Source organism: Rothia sp. HSID18067, from assembly GCF_003989445.1.
GTDB lineage: Bacteria > Actinomycetota > Actinomycetes > Actinomycetales > Micrococcaceae > Rothia > Rothia aeria.
On the sequence record NZ_RBMF01000002.1, the window covers coordinates 818,139 to 832,921 of the forward strand.

Annotated in this window: 16 protein-coding genes; 13 read left to right on the plus strand and 3 right to left on the minus strand. The window is 54.1% G+C overall.

Annotated elements, in window-relative coordinates; translation table 11 throughout:
• Window positions 1-137: 137 nt before the first annotated feature.
• The 4 genes from rpsF (at window position 138) to rplI (ending at window position 1,987) form a co-directional block, all read left to right on the plus strand.
• Window positions 138-443, plus strand: coding sequence for a 30S ribosomal protein S6 (gene rpsF, locus D8M23_RS08685; protein ID WP_006887423.1), 306 nt, complete (start codon window positions 138-140; stop codon window positions 441-443).
• Between the two features lie 90 nt (window positions 444-533).
• Window positions 534-1,190 (plus strand): single-stranded DNA-binding protein, encoded by a 657-nt coding sequence (locus D8M23_RS08690; RefSeq protein ID WP_006887419.1) that lies wholly within the window; start codon window positions 534-536, stop codon window positions 1,188-1,190.
• Between the two features lie 84 nt (window positions 1,191-1,274).
• Complete coding sequence (gene rpsR / locus D8M23_RS08695; RefSeq protein WP_004005948.1) at window positions 1,275-1,511, plus strand: 30S ribosomal protein S18; 237 nt, start codon at window positions 1,275-1,277, stop codon at window positions 1,509-1,511.
• A 23-nt stretch (window positions 1,512-1,534) separates the two neighbouring features.
• Entirely contained in the window at window positions 1,535-1,987 is a 453-nt protein-coding gene (gene rplI, locus D8M23_RS08700) for a 50S ribosomal protein L9 (RefSeq protein ID WP_006887421.1), read from the plus strand.
• A 239-nt stretch (window positions 1,988-2,226) separates the two neighbouring features.
• Here the strand turns inward: rplI and D8M23_RS08705 are convergent, their stop codons facing one another.
• The 3 genes from D8M23_RS08705 to D8M23_RS08715 all read right to left on the minus strand — a co-directional run bounded on the left by D8M23_RS08705 (window position 2,227) and on the right by D8M23_RS08715 (window position 5,362).
• Window positions 2,227-2,514 (minus strand): hypothetical protein, encoded by a 288-nt coding sequence (locus D8M23_RS08705; protein WP_126854429.1) that lies wholly within the window; start codon window positions 2,512-2,514, stop codon window positions 2,227-2,229.
• Between the two features lie 165 nt (window positions 2,515-2,679).
• Window positions 2,680-4,332, minus strand: coding sequence for an ankyrin repeat domain-containing protein (locus D8M23_RS08710; RefSeq protein ID WP_126854430.1), 1,653 nt, complete (start codon window positions 4,330-4,332; stop codon window positions 2,680-2,682).
• Window positions 4,333-4,453: 121 nt separating this feature from the next.
• Window positions 4,454-5,362 (minus strand): alpha/beta fold hydrolase, encoded by a 909-nt coding sequence (locus D8M23_RS08715; RefSeq protein ID WP_238693819.1) that lies wholly within the window; start codon window positions 5,360-5,362, stop codon window positions 4,454-4,456.
• 358 nt (window positions 5,363-5,720) lie between these two features.
• Here D8M23_RS08715 and D8M23_RS08720 point away from each other — a divergent pair, with 358 nt between their 5' ends.
• The 9 genes from D8M23_RS08720 to dnaB all read left to right on the plus strand — a co-directional run bounded on the left by D8M23_RS08720 (window position 5,721) and on the right by dnaB (window position 14,546).
• Entirely contained in the window at window positions 5,721-6,548 is an 828-nt protein-coding gene (locus D8M23_RS08720; protein ID WP_161971665.1) for a CPBP family intramembrane glutamic endopeptidase, read from the plus strand.
• A 190-nt stretch (window positions 6,549-6,738) separates the two neighbouring features.
• On the plus strand, window positions 6,739-7,839 hold the full coding sequence (locus D8M23_RS08725) for an ATP-binding cassette domain-containing protein (RefSeq protein WP_126854432.1): 1,101 nt from the start codon (window positions 6,739-6,741) through the stop codon (window positions 7,837-7,839).
• 5 nt (window positions 7,840-7,844) lie between these two features.
• A complete protein-coding gene (locus D8M23_RS08730; protein WP_126854433.1) occupies window positions 7,845-8,714 on the plus strand; it encodes a hypothetical protein in 870 nt (289 codons plus the stop codon).
• Between the two features lie 175 nt (window positions 8,715-8,889).
• Complete coding sequence (locus D8M23_RS08735; RefSeq protein WP_238693820.1) at window positions 8,890-9,210, plus strand: hypothetical protein; 321 nt, start codon at window positions 8,890-8,892, stop codon at window positions 9,208-9,210.
• Between the two features lie 968 nt (window positions 9,211-10,178).
• Window positions 10,179-10,979 carry a class I SAM-dependent methyltransferase gene (locus D8M23_RS08740; RefSeq protein WP_126854434.1) on the plus strand — a complete coding sequence of 267 codons (801 nt, stop codon included), beginning with the start codon at window positions 10,179-10,181 and terminating at the stop codon, window positions 10,977-10,979.
• Between the two features lie 174 nt (window positions 10,980-11,153).
• Window positions 11,154-12,359, plus strand: coding sequence for a glycosyltransferase (locus tag D8M23_RS08745; RefSeq protein WP_126854435.1), 1,206 nt, complete (start codon window positions 11,154-11,156; stop codon window positions 12,357-12,359).
• A 43-nt stretch (window positions 12,360-12,402) separates the two neighbouring features.
• Entirely contained in the window at window positions 12,403-12,783 is a 381-nt protein-coding gene (locus D8M23_RS12180) for an NAD(P)H-binding protein (RefSeq protein WP_238693821.1), read from the plus strand.
• Window positions 12,677-13,072, plus strand: a complete 396-nt coding sequence (locus D8M23_RS12185; RefSeq protein ID WP_238693822.1) for a hypothetical protein — start codon at window positions 12,677-12,679, stop codon at window positions 13,070-13,072. Before D8M23_RS12180 ends, D8M23_RS12185 begins: the two co-directional genes overlap by 107 nt.
• A gap of 109 nt (window positions 13,073-13,181) precedes the next feature.
• Window positions 13,182-14,546 carry a replicative DNA helicase gene (gene dnaB / locus D8M23_RS08755; RefSeq protein WP_006887412.1) on the plus strand — a complete coding sequence of 455 codons (1,365 nt, stop codon included), beginning with the start codon at window positions 13,182-13,184 and terminating at the stop codon, window positions 14,544-14,546.
• Window positions 14,547-14,783 lie beyond the last annotated feature (237 nt).

A 14,783-nucleotide genomic window follows, 5' to 3' on the forward strand; every position in this document is an offset into this window, starting at 1 on the left:
GCTGTTATTAGGCGGAAAATCCGTGTATAGTTAACAAATCTGTGCGCCTGCCTCCGCTGGGGGTGCGCGCACGGCACACCATGAATCTCCTGCTATGGAAATACCATAGCCGTTTAGCCCAGAGGAGGGGTCTAATCATGCGTGCATACGAACTGATGGTGATCTTCAGCCCCGAGGTTGAGGATCGCGCGGTTGAGCCGTCCCTGTCTAAGTTCCTTGAGATCGTCACCAACGCTGGCGGCACTATTGACAATATGGACATTTGGGGCCGACGCCGCCTAGCATACGAAATTCAGAAGAAGTCCGAGGGCATCTACGCGGTTGTTAACTTCACCGCAACCCCCGAGACCTCCGCTGAGCTTGACCGCGTTCTGAACCTGAACGAGTCCGTCATGCGTACCAAGATCATCCGCCCGGAAGAGCAGAAGATCTCCGCCAAGTAGTTCCTCCAGGCGGAATGCAGCCCTTAAATTGTCAGGGGCTTGTGTTTCACTAGAAGCAACATACTTGATACCCATACGAGGAGGCATCTCATGGCCGGCGAAACCGTTGTAACTGTCATCGGTAATCTCACCAGCGATCCTGAGCTTCGTTTCACCCCCGCTGGGGTGGCCGTTGCTAACTTTACGATCGCATCCACTCCGCGCACCTACAACCGTAATAGCGGCCAGTGGGAAGACGGGGAGGCACTGTTTTTGCGTGCGTCTATTTGGCGCGAGTACGCAGAGAACGTTGCGGAAACCCTGAAGAAGGGTACCCGCGTCATCGCTCAGGGCCGTTTGCGGTCCCGCTCGTATGAAACCCGAGAAGGCGAACGCCGCACCTCAATGGAGCTTGATCTTGATGAGATCGGTCCCGCGCTGCGCTACGCTACCGCACAGGTCACCCGCTCACACCGTAACTCCGGTGGGGGAGCCCAGCAGGGCAATAATTATGGTGGCAATACCTTCGGTGGTCAGCAGCAGGCTGGCGGTTATAATGCCGCACCTCAGCAGGGGTACAACAGTAACTCTGGCGGCGGCAACGGCTACTCCAATAATTCCGGTTACGGCGCATCCGCGCCCGCCGCTGGTGCGGCACCGGCCCAGTCCCAGCAGCAACAGCAGGCTCCTTCGGCTGATCCGTGGAGCTCGCAGGCTGGTGGGAACTATGATTGGGGTACCGCAGGCGACGACGAACCCCCGTTCTAAATCGCTCGTCTTCTCACCCAATAAAACTATTCATCCATCCCGCGGTTTACCCGCCGCGGGCTCCCAAACTGAAGGAGCACCACGATGGCTAAGGCTGAAATCCGTAAGCCCAAACCCAAGCAGAACCCGCTTAAGGCTGCTGACGTCACCGTTATCGACTACAAGGACGTCGCGCTTCTGCGTAAATTCATCTCCGACCGCGGTAAGATCCGCGCCCGCCGCGTGACCGGTGTGACCGTTCAGGAGCAGCGCAAGATCGCTCAGGCTATTAAGAACGCCCGCGAGGTTGCACTGCTGCCCTACTCCGGCGCTGGCCGCTAAAAAGAAGGAGAGAGTACAGTACCATGGCTAAGATTATTCTCACTCAGGAAGTAACCGGTCTGGGTGCCGCTGGCGACATCGTCACCGTGAAGAACGGTTACGCACGTAACTACCTCCTTCCCCGCGGTTTCGCTGTCACCTGGACTGTTGGTGGCGAGAAGCAGGTTGAGTCCATCCGTGCAGCCCGTGCGGCGCGCGCTAAGGCATCCCTCGAAGAAGCACAGGCTCTTGCTGCTGCACTGTCGGCTAAGCCGGTGGTTGTTGCCCACAAGGCTGGTGCTGATGGCCGCCTGTTCGGTTCCGTGAAGGCAGATGCCATTGCCGATGCTATTGAGGCTGCTGGCATTGGTTCGATCGATAAGCGCACCATCCACTTGGGTTCCGCTATTAAGCGCACCGGTGAGTATCAGGTGACTGCTCGCCTGCACCAGGATGTTGTCGCTAACGTTACTCTTGATGTTGTAGCGGCTGCCTAAACAAGGCTTATAGGGCTCTATAAGAGGCCCGGAAGGCGTCACTTCTCTTCTTCCTTGATGGGGGAGGGGAGTGGCGCCTTTGCCTTTGTGCTTTATGGCCTTTCGGAGGAGCTTCCACCCATAGTTTAGATCTTGACCGGTGCGAGATGACTGTCAGTTCGTTGAGACAGCGGTATTTGTGAGTGATGTTTCACGTGAAACATCGCTATTTTTGTGCTAAGAACTCAACAATGAGGGGGTTAGCCGCCGCGAACCTCATAACTCTTTTGATCCTCCCAGGATATTGCCCCAGTATCGTTCTGAGCCTCGGCATAAGCCGTCTTAAACGACACCATAGATTGTGCAAAGCCAAGACAAATATCGCCGCGTAGGATGTACATGTAGTTGCTCCTCCGCCCGCCGCTGGGAACGACAGTAAACGCATTTTCGTAGGGGTGAATGGACCAGTTATCTGGGGTGTTGCCTATTTCCCGTGTGGGGTTGCGATGCTTTAGCCAGGCAATGAATACATCAGTTGCTTCCTCCACAGTGGGGCATGATTGCCTTGTCCGTAGGTGCTGGTTGGGGGAACAAGTTTATTCTTGTGCATGTACTTCATGGGGCTCCTCCGTTCGCCAGTTTATCCCTACCAATAAAGTATAAAGGTTGATTTTCGTAATAAAAACTGAATGTTTCACGTGAAACATCACTGATTACGTTCTGCTTGGTGTTGAAGATGGACCCGGATCGAGCTGTTCATGAAACCTTCCGCCGGTCTCCTGAATAAAGCAGTCAATCACCTCTGTTGGGCTAAGGCTCATGAGATGGGAGAGTGCTGCGGCGTTTTTCTCGTTTGCGCTGTGAATTACCGTGTTGAGAATGGAGCCGGTGGGAGTTATCAGGCACACGCAGCCGGGGTGTTCTTGTGGAGAGTGTGTGGCCCATCCGGGGGCTAGCTGAGGTTTCCAGTAGTTGGTGAGCAGCATCGGCCACCCGTTATCCGCACGTGCATCATTCAGTACATCGTACGCGGCCCAGCGCAGTATCACCGCGAAATGCGGGCTTGATACATCGGGGGAGCGAAGCTCGCCGCGCTCCGTATGGCCGTAGTGCCAGCATCCGTCTTCACACCAGAAATGAGGGACTCGATCGAAACTGCCCGGTGGCTGTATCTCATCGTCTAGGTAATGCCAGGCTTTGCCTCGTGCCGTCACCAAACGGTAGAAATCATCACCCATAGTCCGGTCTGGGGTTCCCCGTTCCAGAAGATGCACCGGCAGTGGGTTGCCATCAGGGTCGAGATAAGCATCCAGTACCTGTTGGGGAGAGAACTCCATGAGGTGGGAAAGTGCCGCAAGCTCAATAGCATGTGGAAGGGCGGTAGTCATGCGCATGTGCAGCGGGAGCCCGTCAGGCTGGATAAGGCGCGCTTCAACCGTGCCAGCATGGGAATCCTGCACGCTCACCTGTTCGGCACTCCACCCTGAAGCAAACCTACCTGCCGTTCGTAGGGGGAGCAGCTGCGCCCAACAGCGTTTTGAGCGAGTGCGGTACTGGTTAGCGGTGCGGCAGATAAGCCAGCGCAAGGCCACCTCAATATCCGGGGTGGAGAGCGTAGCAATTTTTAGGTTCTCAGTGTGCCCATCGGTGAACCGGGTACTGTGATACCCCACATGCCACAGCTCGTCCTGACTCCAGAACAGTACACTACGCACATTTTGTTCGCGGCCAATAGATAAGACCCTATTTTTAATGGTTACACCAATGCCCGCATCTGTCAGTATAAACACCAGTCGGGCTAGCACAGGATGCGGTGACACGGTAGCTACCAAACCGTCATCGAACATGAGGCGCCCCTTAATACGACTTGCGGTATCAAGCCAGTAGGGTCTACGTAGCGCAATATCTAAAGCGGTACCGCCGTATTCGGTTGAATAATGCTTGAGTCCGGGGTGTGGTTGCTCCAGCCACAGATCTATGAGGGGCTCATGGTCTTGGGGTTTAAAATCTTTGGCGGCCAGGACGTGCATCAATGGAACTGTTCCGGCCCTATTGGGAGCTGCTGCATCCACTCCCCGGTCGATGAGGCGTTGCGCCAATTCGATATCTTCTGCAACATGATGTTCCTGGTTAAAACCACGAAAAAGAATATGTAAAAGATTGTTTTTATGACTATCTACGTCACCAAGGTCGGCATGCTGATTAAGCAGAAAAGTAGCTATACGGTAGCGAGATTCGCTATTGGAATTAGCGAGCGCATAGAAGAGAAGTGAGTGTCCTCCGTAGTGAGAATGTTCGTCTCCGCTACGATAGACGGTCATGAAGTCGTCGAAACTTTTCTGCTGCGCTGCGGTGAAGACATCCATAGTCTATTGTAACCACTCGTACCTTAATAAGCGGTCCGTCAACTAAAATCCCGGTAAAACACCTGTGATGAGTGCCTGCCATAGGTTGTGGGTGAATGTTTCACGTGAAACATCCTCACCATTACGATGTTTCGCGGATGAATTGAGTAATGGCGTGTCGCACCTTCCCGGGATGTCCCTGAATCATATGACCACCTGTGTCAAAGAGGACCGTGGTGAGATTTGGGTATCGGTGCAGAGACGCCTGTACCTGCCCCTGTGGGGGAGCGAAAGAAACAACCCGATCATCTTTTGCGTGGAGAAGAAGAACGGGTGGTTTTAGCGTCTCAACAGGGTAATGTTCATAATGTACCGCCATATCTGGATTCGTGATCGTGGCATCAATATCTATTCCTGCCTGCCGTTCACGTAGTGGGAGCATCCCATAAATAGTGTTTGAAGGCAGCCCAAAGATCAGTTGAAAGAAGGGGGACAGCAACCACATTAGGTAGTTGCGGTTTACTACAGAGGCAGGCCCCATGCGCCCGGGCAGCTTTTGTGGCTTTTTATCCCAGACAGGGGCGGAGCTGAGAAGAATAAGGCCTGAGGCACGTTCTGGGTCATCAAGGGCGAAGCGAATAGCGGGTGTTCCTCCGGCTGAGGCTCCCAGAACATAGACTTTTTCAATATTTAAAGTATCTAGAAGTTCAAGAAGTGCGGCGGCCTGTTCCTTCGGAGTTCCGTTTTTGGAGATACTGCTGCCTGGATAGCCGAAACGTGATGGGGCGATAATCCTGTAGGGTTTAGAGAAATCCTTCACATTTTCAGCGGCTTGGTCGTATCCTCCGTAAAGTCCGTGAAGGGAGAGGATAATCGGCGCAGACGTGTTCGCGCAAGTAGTTGCAGGTGGAATATTGAGGTATGCCATCTCGCCGTAGTTAAGATGTGCCACCTGTATCGGATATGATGCTAGTTTGGCTGCGGCCTTGTGTACCGCCCGGTAGCATCGTATGCCTTGAACTCCCAGGTATGCAGCGGTGGTGAGAGCCATTCCACCGAGAATACGTTTACCCCATTGTGAACCTGTCTGCCGCCTTGATGAGGCGCTAGAACCACCGCCCATGAGTACCCTAACTTTCTTGCCTGCTTCATACAACAATAGCGCCGCCTGTACCGGTACACCACCCCAAAAGAACCGAATAGGCATTGGTGTGCAGGCGGTCTTTTCTGAAGTCAGTAATCCACTGACGTCCCCGCACACTGGTTTCAGTGTTAGGCTGAGGAACAACGGTGAGCGGAAGCTCTCCGTATCACCGTGTGACACGGAAATAGTAAGGACGGTGTTTTTTGTGAAACACTCCGAAAAATACTCATCATTCTACCGCCTGAGGGTGAATCCTTGGGTGAGTATGTTTATTGCACTTCTTATTTGTCTGGTGATCTCGCCCCTGATCGCACAGGGTCTTTTCGCCCTGTACCCTTCCGCTAGCGCCGGTGATTATCCTTTGTTCTCCAGTGCCCGATTATTGTTGCCCTCCGCATTAACCATTACGGGGATACTTGTGTGGGCGCGGACTATGGATAAACTCTCGCTTAAAGACCTGGCCCTGACGCAGAAGAAAGTGTTTGTATCCTGGGTGATTGGTTCCCTGTGCGGGGCAGGACTTATTGCAGTGGTATTAGCCGGGCTGATCCTGTTGGGAGCCGCTCATCTCTCATGGGGCGGCGTATCTTCTGCTGCCCCCATTCTCTTAGGCGCTCTTGCGTATGCCGTACAAGGACTATCTGAAGAGATTGTTTTTCGGGGATATCTGCTAAATATCATGAGTTCTCGATGGGGCATGGTGGCAGGTATTCTGGTGAATTCTGTACTTTTCTCGGCGGCTCATATCTTCAATGCGGGGTTTAGCATTATTGCTTTTATTAACCTGTTTCTAGCGGGTACGGTACTGGCATCGCTGTACTGGCTGAGTGCAAATGTGTGGTTGGTGAGTGCTGTACATGCGGCCTGGAATTTTACATTGGGTATTATCCTGGGCGGGGCGGTTAGCGGAACCACTCAACCTGTCCACCTTTTGACGCTGCACACAGAGCAGGGAAATTGGCTAATAACTGGTGGCTCCTTCGGGATTGAGGGTTCGCTGAGCTGTTTCATTGTTCTCGTAGCGGTTCGTGCCGTGTTATGGCGCCGAGTGGTTCACCGCTACTCAATTACTAACCCTTTTCCTCAACGTTAAAAAGTTGATTTATCAGGATATTTCTCCGATGTTTCACGTGAAACATAGCAAAAGCTGCGTTGCGAGCAGGCCTGTGGGAGAGAGTCTCTGCAGCTGTTAAAGGGTCAGTAAATCCTACACATCTTCTTCTATAAACCCTAGACTTAAAGTGCAGGTTTTCATAGTTGACTCTGCGGAAGGCAGGTGGCGCATGCTACAAGTTCAAAACCTCAGCAAGAGGTACGGCGAAAAGACTGCCGTTAATGATGTTTCCTTCACGGTTCCCGACGGTAAAGTCACCGGGTTTCTGGGGCCAAACGGAGCCGGTAAATCCACAACGATGCGCATGATTGTGGGGCTTGACCGCCCCACTGCCGGTACGGCGCTGGTGGATGGTTCGCAATATACTTCCCTTAAATCCCCGCTAGGTTCTGTGGGTGCGCTTCTGGAAGGGAAAACCCATCCCGGCCGCAGCGCATACAACCATTTACGTTCTATCGCGTACACGCACAATATTCCGCTCGCTCGCGTGCACGAGGTAATTGAAATGACCGGCTTGAACGCGGTCGCTAAACGCAAAGTGGGCGGATTCTCTCTCGGTATGGGGCAGCGTCTGGGAATAGCGGTGGCACTGCTGGGCAATCCGCACAATGTTATTTTGGATGAGCCCGTGAACGGTCTTGACCCGGAAGGCGTGGTGTGGGTGCGTCAGCTTGCTAAGCACCTGGCTTCTGAGGGTCGGGCGGTACTGATTTCTTCGCACCTGATGAGTGAGATGGCGCAGACTGCCGATGACCTTATTATTATTGGCCGCGGTCGCCTTTTGGAGCACACTTCGTTGAGTGAGCTGCTTTCCCGGGTGGGAGGGCACCGTGTATTGGTGCGCACCGACGAGCGGGAACGGTACGCGCAGTTGCTAAACCACCATTCCATTCAGCATACTCCCGTCGATACCGACGGGCTGCTGGTGAGCGCGGATGCGCGCGCCCTAGCAGAGCTGGCCTTTAATGAGCATATTCTGCTGTACACTCTCGCCCCGCAAGAGGCAAGCCTTGAGGATGTGTACCTTGAGATTACTCGTTCTGAGGTGGAGTATGCATCAACTGCTGTTGCTGGTTCCGGACCGGTGAACAGTCAGCAGCCCGTTGCTATGGATCCCACTGGTGGGGCACCGCAAGCCCCGTACACCGCCCCGGAGATGGGGCAACAATTCGTTCAGCAGCAACCCCAATACACGCAAGCCCCAGCGAACACTCCGTGGTCGTCTGCGCCCGCAAACGGTAATGGCGCCGAGAATATAGGGAGGGAATAATACCCATGAGTACAGCAAAGACCGCCCCGGTGGCTAAGAATTTATCGCCTATCGGGGTTGCCCGTTCGGAGTGGCTGAAAATGCGTTCCTTGCGGTCACAGCAGATTCTGTTTGTGGTAACCATCGTTGTTCTTCTGGGCCTTACGATGCTTCTGGCTCCCATGTTGAACCTGCAGCTGGCGGATTATGAGGAGCACGCTGGCCGGCAAATCGTAAACGGTGAGGTGGTGAGCGGCTCTGAGGTTGTGAACCAGATTAAGGAGTCTTCGTACTCTATTGGGGTTGTGGGTGCATCACTGGCGGGTATTATCCTCTCCTCAATGGCGACTGTTTTTATCGCTACCGAGTACGCTACTGGCTCCATCCAGATTACTCAGCTGACGGTGCCACGCCGATCTCTACTGTATTTTACTAAAGCGCTCGTGGCCTCTGTTGTGGCTTTTCTGGTTGGTACGCTGGGTGGCATTGTTGCGTTCTTCTTAGGGCAGATGATGCTTACGGAAAAGTTGCGTGTTTCGATGGATACCGGGGTGCTGCGTATTAGCCTGATGCTTGGCTTCTACCTGGTGGTACTGGCCTGGATGGGTTTTGGCTTTGGTGCGCTTTTGCGTAATAGCGCTGGGGCTATCGTACTGGTGGCTGCCATCCTCTTTGTGGCGAGTATCGTGTTGGGCATCTTTAAGGTAACGGGCCAGGACTGGGTAGATGACGCGATGAAGTATTTGCCGTCTTCACTCAGTAACGATGTGATGATCTACCACAAGGACAAGATTAAGGGTGACCCCAGTTATGAGGTGCGGTGCCTGATTCTTAGCTTGTGGGGTATTGTTCCGCTGCTGGCGGGCTGGATACGCTTTAAACTCTCCGACGGGTAAATACGAAGTATTCCCGAGCTAGTACTATGGAGTCCTCTGTGCTGCATGTGCCTCACTGGTTGCCGCGTACCCGGTGTTTTATCACGGGTCGCGGCAACCAGTTTATGTACCCGCACGGGGTGCGGCTTCGCCCGTGGTTGGCTTGAATGGTGAGGATTTCATATACCCTAGAACTATGCCTGAAACGAAGACGCGCGTCCATAAAAAACTGTTCCCTAGCACCCAGCTGCTTATGACCACCGTGTTTCTGGAGGTTGCCACTGTTTGCCTGCTAGTGCTTTCGTGGGCACCAATCGGCTCTTTTGAGACGGCTCTTGCACTTTTCCTGGTGGCAAATGTGCTGGGGATTATTACGGCCAGTATCGCCTTTATCTGTGCCATGGTCGGGTTTTTTAAATTTGCCAGGTACCGTATTGTCAATATTATTTTGGCGCTGGTGTCGATCGTTATTAACCCTCTCACTTTAGGGTTTATTCTTACTTCGCAGAACAGCTAACGATTTGACGGTTTATATTTCTCAGCAACCGCCGGGCCGGTTCACAGCATTTTTTCAGAAAAACCTCATGGTCTGCCAAGGTTGCTAGTGTTTACTATTAAGTGTTGGTTCGAGAGGACTGCGATGTGAATGTGTGTGTTTCGTTATAGCGGGAATGCTGAACCGCTATATCGGAAAAGAAATTGGCGAGACCATGGCGGTCTCGCCAATTTTCTTTTAACACTTTACGAAGAGCTCTGGCCGCTATTTTCTGGGGAAAATACTGAGTAAAGCACCGGTATGCACAACGCCGGGATTGTGAGTTCCTGCCGCGGATACGGTGGTGGGGTAAATGAGTCGCACAGCCTTGTATGTCAGCACCATGAAGACTTCTCAGTGTGCTGAAGGTTTCGGTGCGTTGAAGAGAACACCGGAAGTGGTGATATATACATCTTTATGAATAGTATTAGTTTTTAGGTGAGGCTCAGGGGGCCTTTGTTGGTTGTGCATAAAAATCACATCCTTATGAATAATTTTCAACTTTTTGATATTTTCAGTTCTAGTTCAAAGTCTCCCTGAAATACCCATATATCCGGTGACTGTACGCTTTATCGTCCCACTCACCTGCGGATAAAGTAGGTGCACCGCTAACTCTCTGATTCACAGTTTTTATTCAGCTCTGGCTAACGGGGAATAAAGGGCTGTAACCCATAGTTGTAATAGTTAGTTCGAGAGGACTAACTGAAAGTTGGAATTTCCTTGCGGAAGTGGCTCTGATTTTCGTATGTATGTGTGTGATTAGTTTGGGCGGTACCTTTGGGCGCCGTCCAAACTTTTTAACATGCTGTTCCCTGCCGTAAGACGCAAGGGCAAGAGGGGAGATCGTCTGCGGATAACGTGTGGCCCATAGGATACGATGACAGGTGTAGAATAAAGTCATATAAATATTGCGTATTTAATGCGAAATAAAAGCTTTAAGGAGAAACGCTGTGTCCAAAACCCCGAATGTTCCCGGTACTGATCGTCCCGCTGAAAAAGCCGCTGGACACTGGCTTCTTGCGCAGCTTGGCAAGAAAGTGCTGCGCCCTGGGGGACGCGAAACCACTAACTGGCTATTACGACGCGCACTCGGTGGACAGATTGACGTGGTTGAGTTCGCCCCCGGCTTGGGGATTACCGCCGCCGAAATCATTAAACGCCAACCCAAGACCTACACCGGCGTAGATCTTGACCCCAAAGCGGCCGAGATCGTGCGTGGACGCATTGGTGATAACCCCAACTACACGGTCGTGAACGCCGGGGCCCAGGAGACCGGGCTGCCCGATGCCAGCTACGACGTGGTGGTGGGTGAGGCCATGCTGACCATGCAGACCGATAAGCACAAGCTTGAGATTATGCAGGAGGCCGCCCGCATCCTCCGCACCGGCGGCTACTACGCCATTCACGAGCTGTCGCTAACCCCCGACTACCTGCGTCCCGAAGTGCAGGAAGAAATTCAGAAGGACTTGGCACGAAGCATTCGCGTGAACGCCCGCCCGCTGACTGTTGCGGAATGGACACGAATTGCAGAAGAAGCCGGATTTGAGGTGCTGGATGTGTACCAGACCGAGATGGCGCTGCTAGAGCCCAAACGCATGATCGCCGACGAAGGTATTGGTGGGGTTGCCAAGATTATGTTTAACCTTGCCCGCAAACCGCAGATTCGCGAACGTGTGCTGGGGATGCGCAGCGTATTCCGCCGCCACGCCGACCACATGGGCGCTATTGGGCTGATTCTGCGTAAGAAATAAAAGTGAGGCTTGCGGTCTTTCCTCTCCGCAAGATTCACACACATATGGTGGGGCCTGGGAGCCTTCAAATACTCACTACGGTAAAGGCGGGCCCGGCTTCACCCTCATATTTACTGCATCAGTGCGTGCCTGCTGCGGTGCGGCGAACTATAGGTTATGACGGGAGGTGGGACGATGAGCCGTATCCTCTTCTCGCCTGAAAGCTTCAATATGGGCGAGACCACCAGGGGGATCGAAATAGCGCGCGCCGCCGTACAACACGGACATGAGGTTCTTTTCCACGTCTATTCACCCCGACACCTGAAACTTATAGAGGACGCCCAACTGCCGGTGTGCCTGAGCGAACCTCTCATGTCTGAGGCCGAAGCGGATCAGCTCATGGCGCTGGATCAGGGCAGGGGAGTGCGGCATCCTTTCACTACAGAGAAGGTGCGCCGCAGAGTTGCCGCTGAACTTGTGGCCATTCGTACCTTTAATGCGGATGCTGTGGTGATTGGTTCGAACCTGACGATGCTCATCTCCGCGCGTGTGGCAGGGGTACCGCTATTCTATGCGCGCCCTTACGCATACTCCACCACCTATTTTTCGGCTGCCCCCGAGAGGGAGAGGGCTGCGGCACCGGGGTGGGTGCGTGCCTTGGCGCAGGTAATTTCTTATAAACCGGCGTCGTTTACAGCCGTGGCGCGTGAGTACGGGCTGAAACTGCCGCGCCGTACCGTCGATATGCTCAGCGCCGACGTAAACCTTATCTGTTCTCTTTTTACCGAGCTGCGCGGCGACCTGTTAATGGCACCGGATGTCAGCGTGGGGCCGATCTTCTACCGTGCCCCCGGCGGGCTTCCGCCGATTGTTCGGGAACCTAAAAAGCGACCACTGATCTACGTGGGGATGGGCTCGTCCGGGTCTGCGCACATCCTGGCGGCGGTGCTTCGGCAGCTTTCCTCAGCACCGGTGGATGTGCTGGTCGGCGGTGGGATGCTGTTATCGGATGTGGATGCGCGTTCGCTGGGTCATAATATCCACCGCGCGGGAACTGTTCCGGCTCATCTGCTCGCCGGGCACATTGATGCCTCAATCACGCACGGTGGTGAAGGAACCGTACAGACTGCGTGTCTGGCGGGGGTACCGTTCGCGGGTATCGCCATGCAGGCCGAACAGCGCTGGAATATTGAGGAATGTGTGCAGTACGGCAACGCCCTGCGCTTTACAAAACATGATGTGCACCGAGGCCAGATGCGCGGCATCCTGAACCGTTTGCTCTCAGACGAGGCCATGCGTGCCAAGGCACGGCAGCTTGGCGAGGCAATGCGCGGCATGGACGGCCCAGCTTGCGCCGTCGGCGTGATTGAGGACTATCTGAGAAATCGTCATCCCCTGTAAAACAGCGAAACTTTATGCACAGAACACACAGCGAGGTGAAACGATGAATATTGTGGTTGTTGGAGCATCGGGCTATGCGGGGCGCCATATTGTGGAGCAGGCACATCGTCGCGGGCATCGGGTGCGTGCCGTGGTGCGCGATAAGGCTCGGGCCGAGAGTGCTGGGGCGTGGGGCGCACCATCGCTGACGAACATGGTAGATGAATGGGCGGTTGGTGATGTAACCGACCGTTCCTGGGCGGCAGGGGTGTGCGATGGCGCTGATCCAGTCGCCGCTGGCGCATCAGGTGGTGAGCCCAAGCGGGTAGTTCTCGGATATGAGCTCTATAGTGCAGATGGCGCGCCGTGGCCGGGTGTATCTGCTGCGGCCGCAGGGGCAGGTAAACCCCATTCATGGGGCGGATGTTGCCGCATACTGCCTTGATAAGGTGGAATCTAGCCAGGAGGGTTCCTACGATATTGGTGGTCCCGAGGTCCTCTCATGGCGCGAGGTTGCGCAGTACGCTTTTGAGGCGGTGGGGCGCCCCACGAAGATCACGGTTATTCCGCCCCGGTTAGCAGATGGTGCAGTGAAGGGGATCGGACTTATCAAACCGCGCGTGGCCGATACTTTATCGTTTATGCTGTGGGGCTTAACGCATGATTGTGTGGGAGAGACGACCGGCACCCATCGTTTGCTTGATTTCTACCGCACCCAGGTTCAGGGTCTTTGAGTGTAAGGTGCATCTTGAGCGTACTCTCTCGTACACTGTTTGAGTGAGCTGGCGCTTGGCGCGTAACCGTCAAGAGGCAGAAGGTTGTCCTCAATGTTCAGGGAGAGACGTGTCTGAAACACCCGTTGATTATGGTTCCCGCACCCTACCGCATGATGATGTGGCGGAGCAGTCTGTGCTGGGTGGCATGATGCTTTCGAAGGACGCTATTGCGGATGTGGTGGAGACCCTGCGGTCCACCGATTTTTATAAGCCAGCCCACGAGATTATCTATGAGGCGGTGATTTCGCTGTATGGGCATGGTATGCCTGCTGATGCGATTACTGTCTCTGACGAGTTGAAGAAGCGTGGGGAACTGACTCGTGTGGGTGGGGCCACCTACCTGCATACGTTGATCGCCGCCGTCCCTACCGCAGCAAACGCTCAGTATTACGCGGATATTGTGAAGGAGCACGCGATTATGCGTCGCCTGGTTGAGGCGGGCACAAGGATCGCACAGCTGGGGTATTCGAGCGATGGCGAGGTCGATGCGCTTGTTGATAAGGCGCAGGCTGAGGTGTATGCGGTTTCTGATGGTAATACTGCCGAAGACTATGTGACGTTTTCTGAGGCGCTTGAGGCGACCGTGAATGAGATTGACGCGAACGCTAACCGCCCCGACGGGGTGTATGGGGTTCCCACGGATTTTATTGAGTTTGATGAGCTCACCGGTGGTTTGCATCCGGGGCAGATGATTGTGATTGCGGCCCGCCCGGGTGTGGGCAAGTCTACGTTGGCTCTTGATTTTGCGCGGTCTGCAGCGATTCACCATAACCAGTGCACCGTATTTTTCTCGCTGGAGATGAGCCGCACTGAACTTGCGATGCGTATCCTCTCGGCTGAGGGAACTATTTCGATGTCGCGACTGAAGAAGGGTGATCTTGACCAGGACGGGTGGACCCAGCTGGCGAATTTGCAGGGCAAGATTAATGGTGCGCCTCTGTTTATTGATGATTCTCCAAATATGACTCTGATGGAGATCCGGGCGAAGTGCCGCCGTCTGAAGCAGCGCCATGAGCTGAAGATGGTGGTGCTGGATTATTTGCAGCTGATGAGCTCGGGAAAGAAGGTTGAGTCGCGTCAGCAGGAGGTGTCGGAGTTTTCTCGTAGTCTCAAACTCTTGGCGAAGGAGCTTGAGGTTCCGGTGATTGCGTTGTCTCAGCTGAACCGTGGGTCGGAGCAGCGTACCGATAAACGCCCCATGATCTCTGATTTGCGCGAGTCGGGGTCAATTGAGCAGGATGCAGACATGGTGATTCTGCTGCATCGTGAGGATATGTATAACCCCGATACTGATCGCGTGGGTGAGGCGGATATGATGATCGCTAAGCACCGTGGCGGTCCGACCCGCACGATTCCGTTGGCGTTTAGCGGTAAGTATTCGCGGTTTGCCAATATGGCCTTTAGCGATGCGCCCCCGCAGTACGAGGGATAGCACTGGCGCTTTATGTGCGGGTAAACGACCGTGCTGACGCGGGTACACCAGGGCTCCCAGACTGTAGCTGTTATATGTGGTGTAGTTCATGGTATGTGGATTTGCGTGTCGTGTGGGGGGTGTGTATAGTTGTATGAGTCGCCGCGGCGAGGGGCCCTGAAGGGGTGCTGTTGATGTTGTGGTTGGCTCTGAATGATGACTGTCTGGGGGGCTTCTGCGTGCCTGTTGTGGGTGTGT

What these genes read in the sequence shown, in the direction of transcription:
- rpsF (WP_006887423.1), top strand. Translation starts at nt 138, where the DNA reads ATGCGTGCATACGAACTGATGGTGATCTTCAGCCCCGAGGTTGAGGAT.
- D8M23_RS08690 (WP_006887419.1), top strand. Translation starts at nt 534, where the DNA reads ATGGCCGGCGAAACCGTTGTAACTGTCATCGGTAATCTCACCAGCGAT.
- rpsR (WP_004005948.1), top strand. Translation starts at nt 1,275, where the DNA reads ATGGCTAAGGCTGAAATCCGTAAGCCCAAACCCAAGCAGAACCCGCTT.
- rplI (WP_006887421.1), top strand. Translation starts at nt 1,535, where the DNA reads ATGGCTAAGATTATTCTCACTCAGGAAGTAACCGGTCTGGGTGCCGCT.
- D8M23_RS08710 (WP_126854430.1), bottom strand. Translation starts at nt 4,332, where the DNA reads ATGGATGTCTTCACCGCAGCGCAGCAGAAAAGTTTCGACGACTTCATG.
- D8M23_RS08715 (WP_238693819.1), bottom strand. Translation starts at nt 5,362, where the DNA reads ATGGCTCTCACCACCGCTGCATACCTGGGAGTTCAAGGCATACGATGC.
- D8M23_RS08720 (WP_161971665.1), top strand. Translation starts at nt 5,721, where the DNA reads ATGTTTATTGCACTTCTTATTTGTCTGGTGATCTCGCCCCTGATCGCA.
- D8M23_RS08725 (WP_126854432.1), top strand. Translation starts at nt 6,739, where the DNA reads ATGCTACAAGTTCAAAACCTCAGCAAGAGGTACGGCGAAAAGACTGCC.
- D8M23_RS08730 (WP_126854433.1), top strand. Translation starts at nt 7,845, where the DNA reads ATGAGTACAGCAAAGACCGCCCCGGTGGCTAAGAATTTATCGCCTATC.
- D8M23_RS08735 (WP_238693820.1), top strand. Translation starts at nt 8,890, where the DNA reads ATGCCTGAAACGAAGACGCGCGTCCATAAAAAACTGTTCCCTAGCACC.
- D8M23_RS08745 (WP_126854435.1), top strand. Translation starts at nt 11,154, where the DNA reads ATGAGCCGTATCCTCTTCTCGCCTGAAAGCTTCAATATGGGCGAGACC.
- D8M23_RS12180 (WP_238693821.1), top strand. Translation starts at nt 12,403, where the DNA reads ATGAATATTGTGGTTGTTGGAGCATCGGGCTATGCGGGGCGCCATATT.
- D8M23_RS12185 (WP_238693822.1), top strand. Translation starts at nt 12,677, where the DNA reads ATGAGCTCTATAGTGCAGATGGCGCGCCGTGGCCGGGTGTATCTGCTG.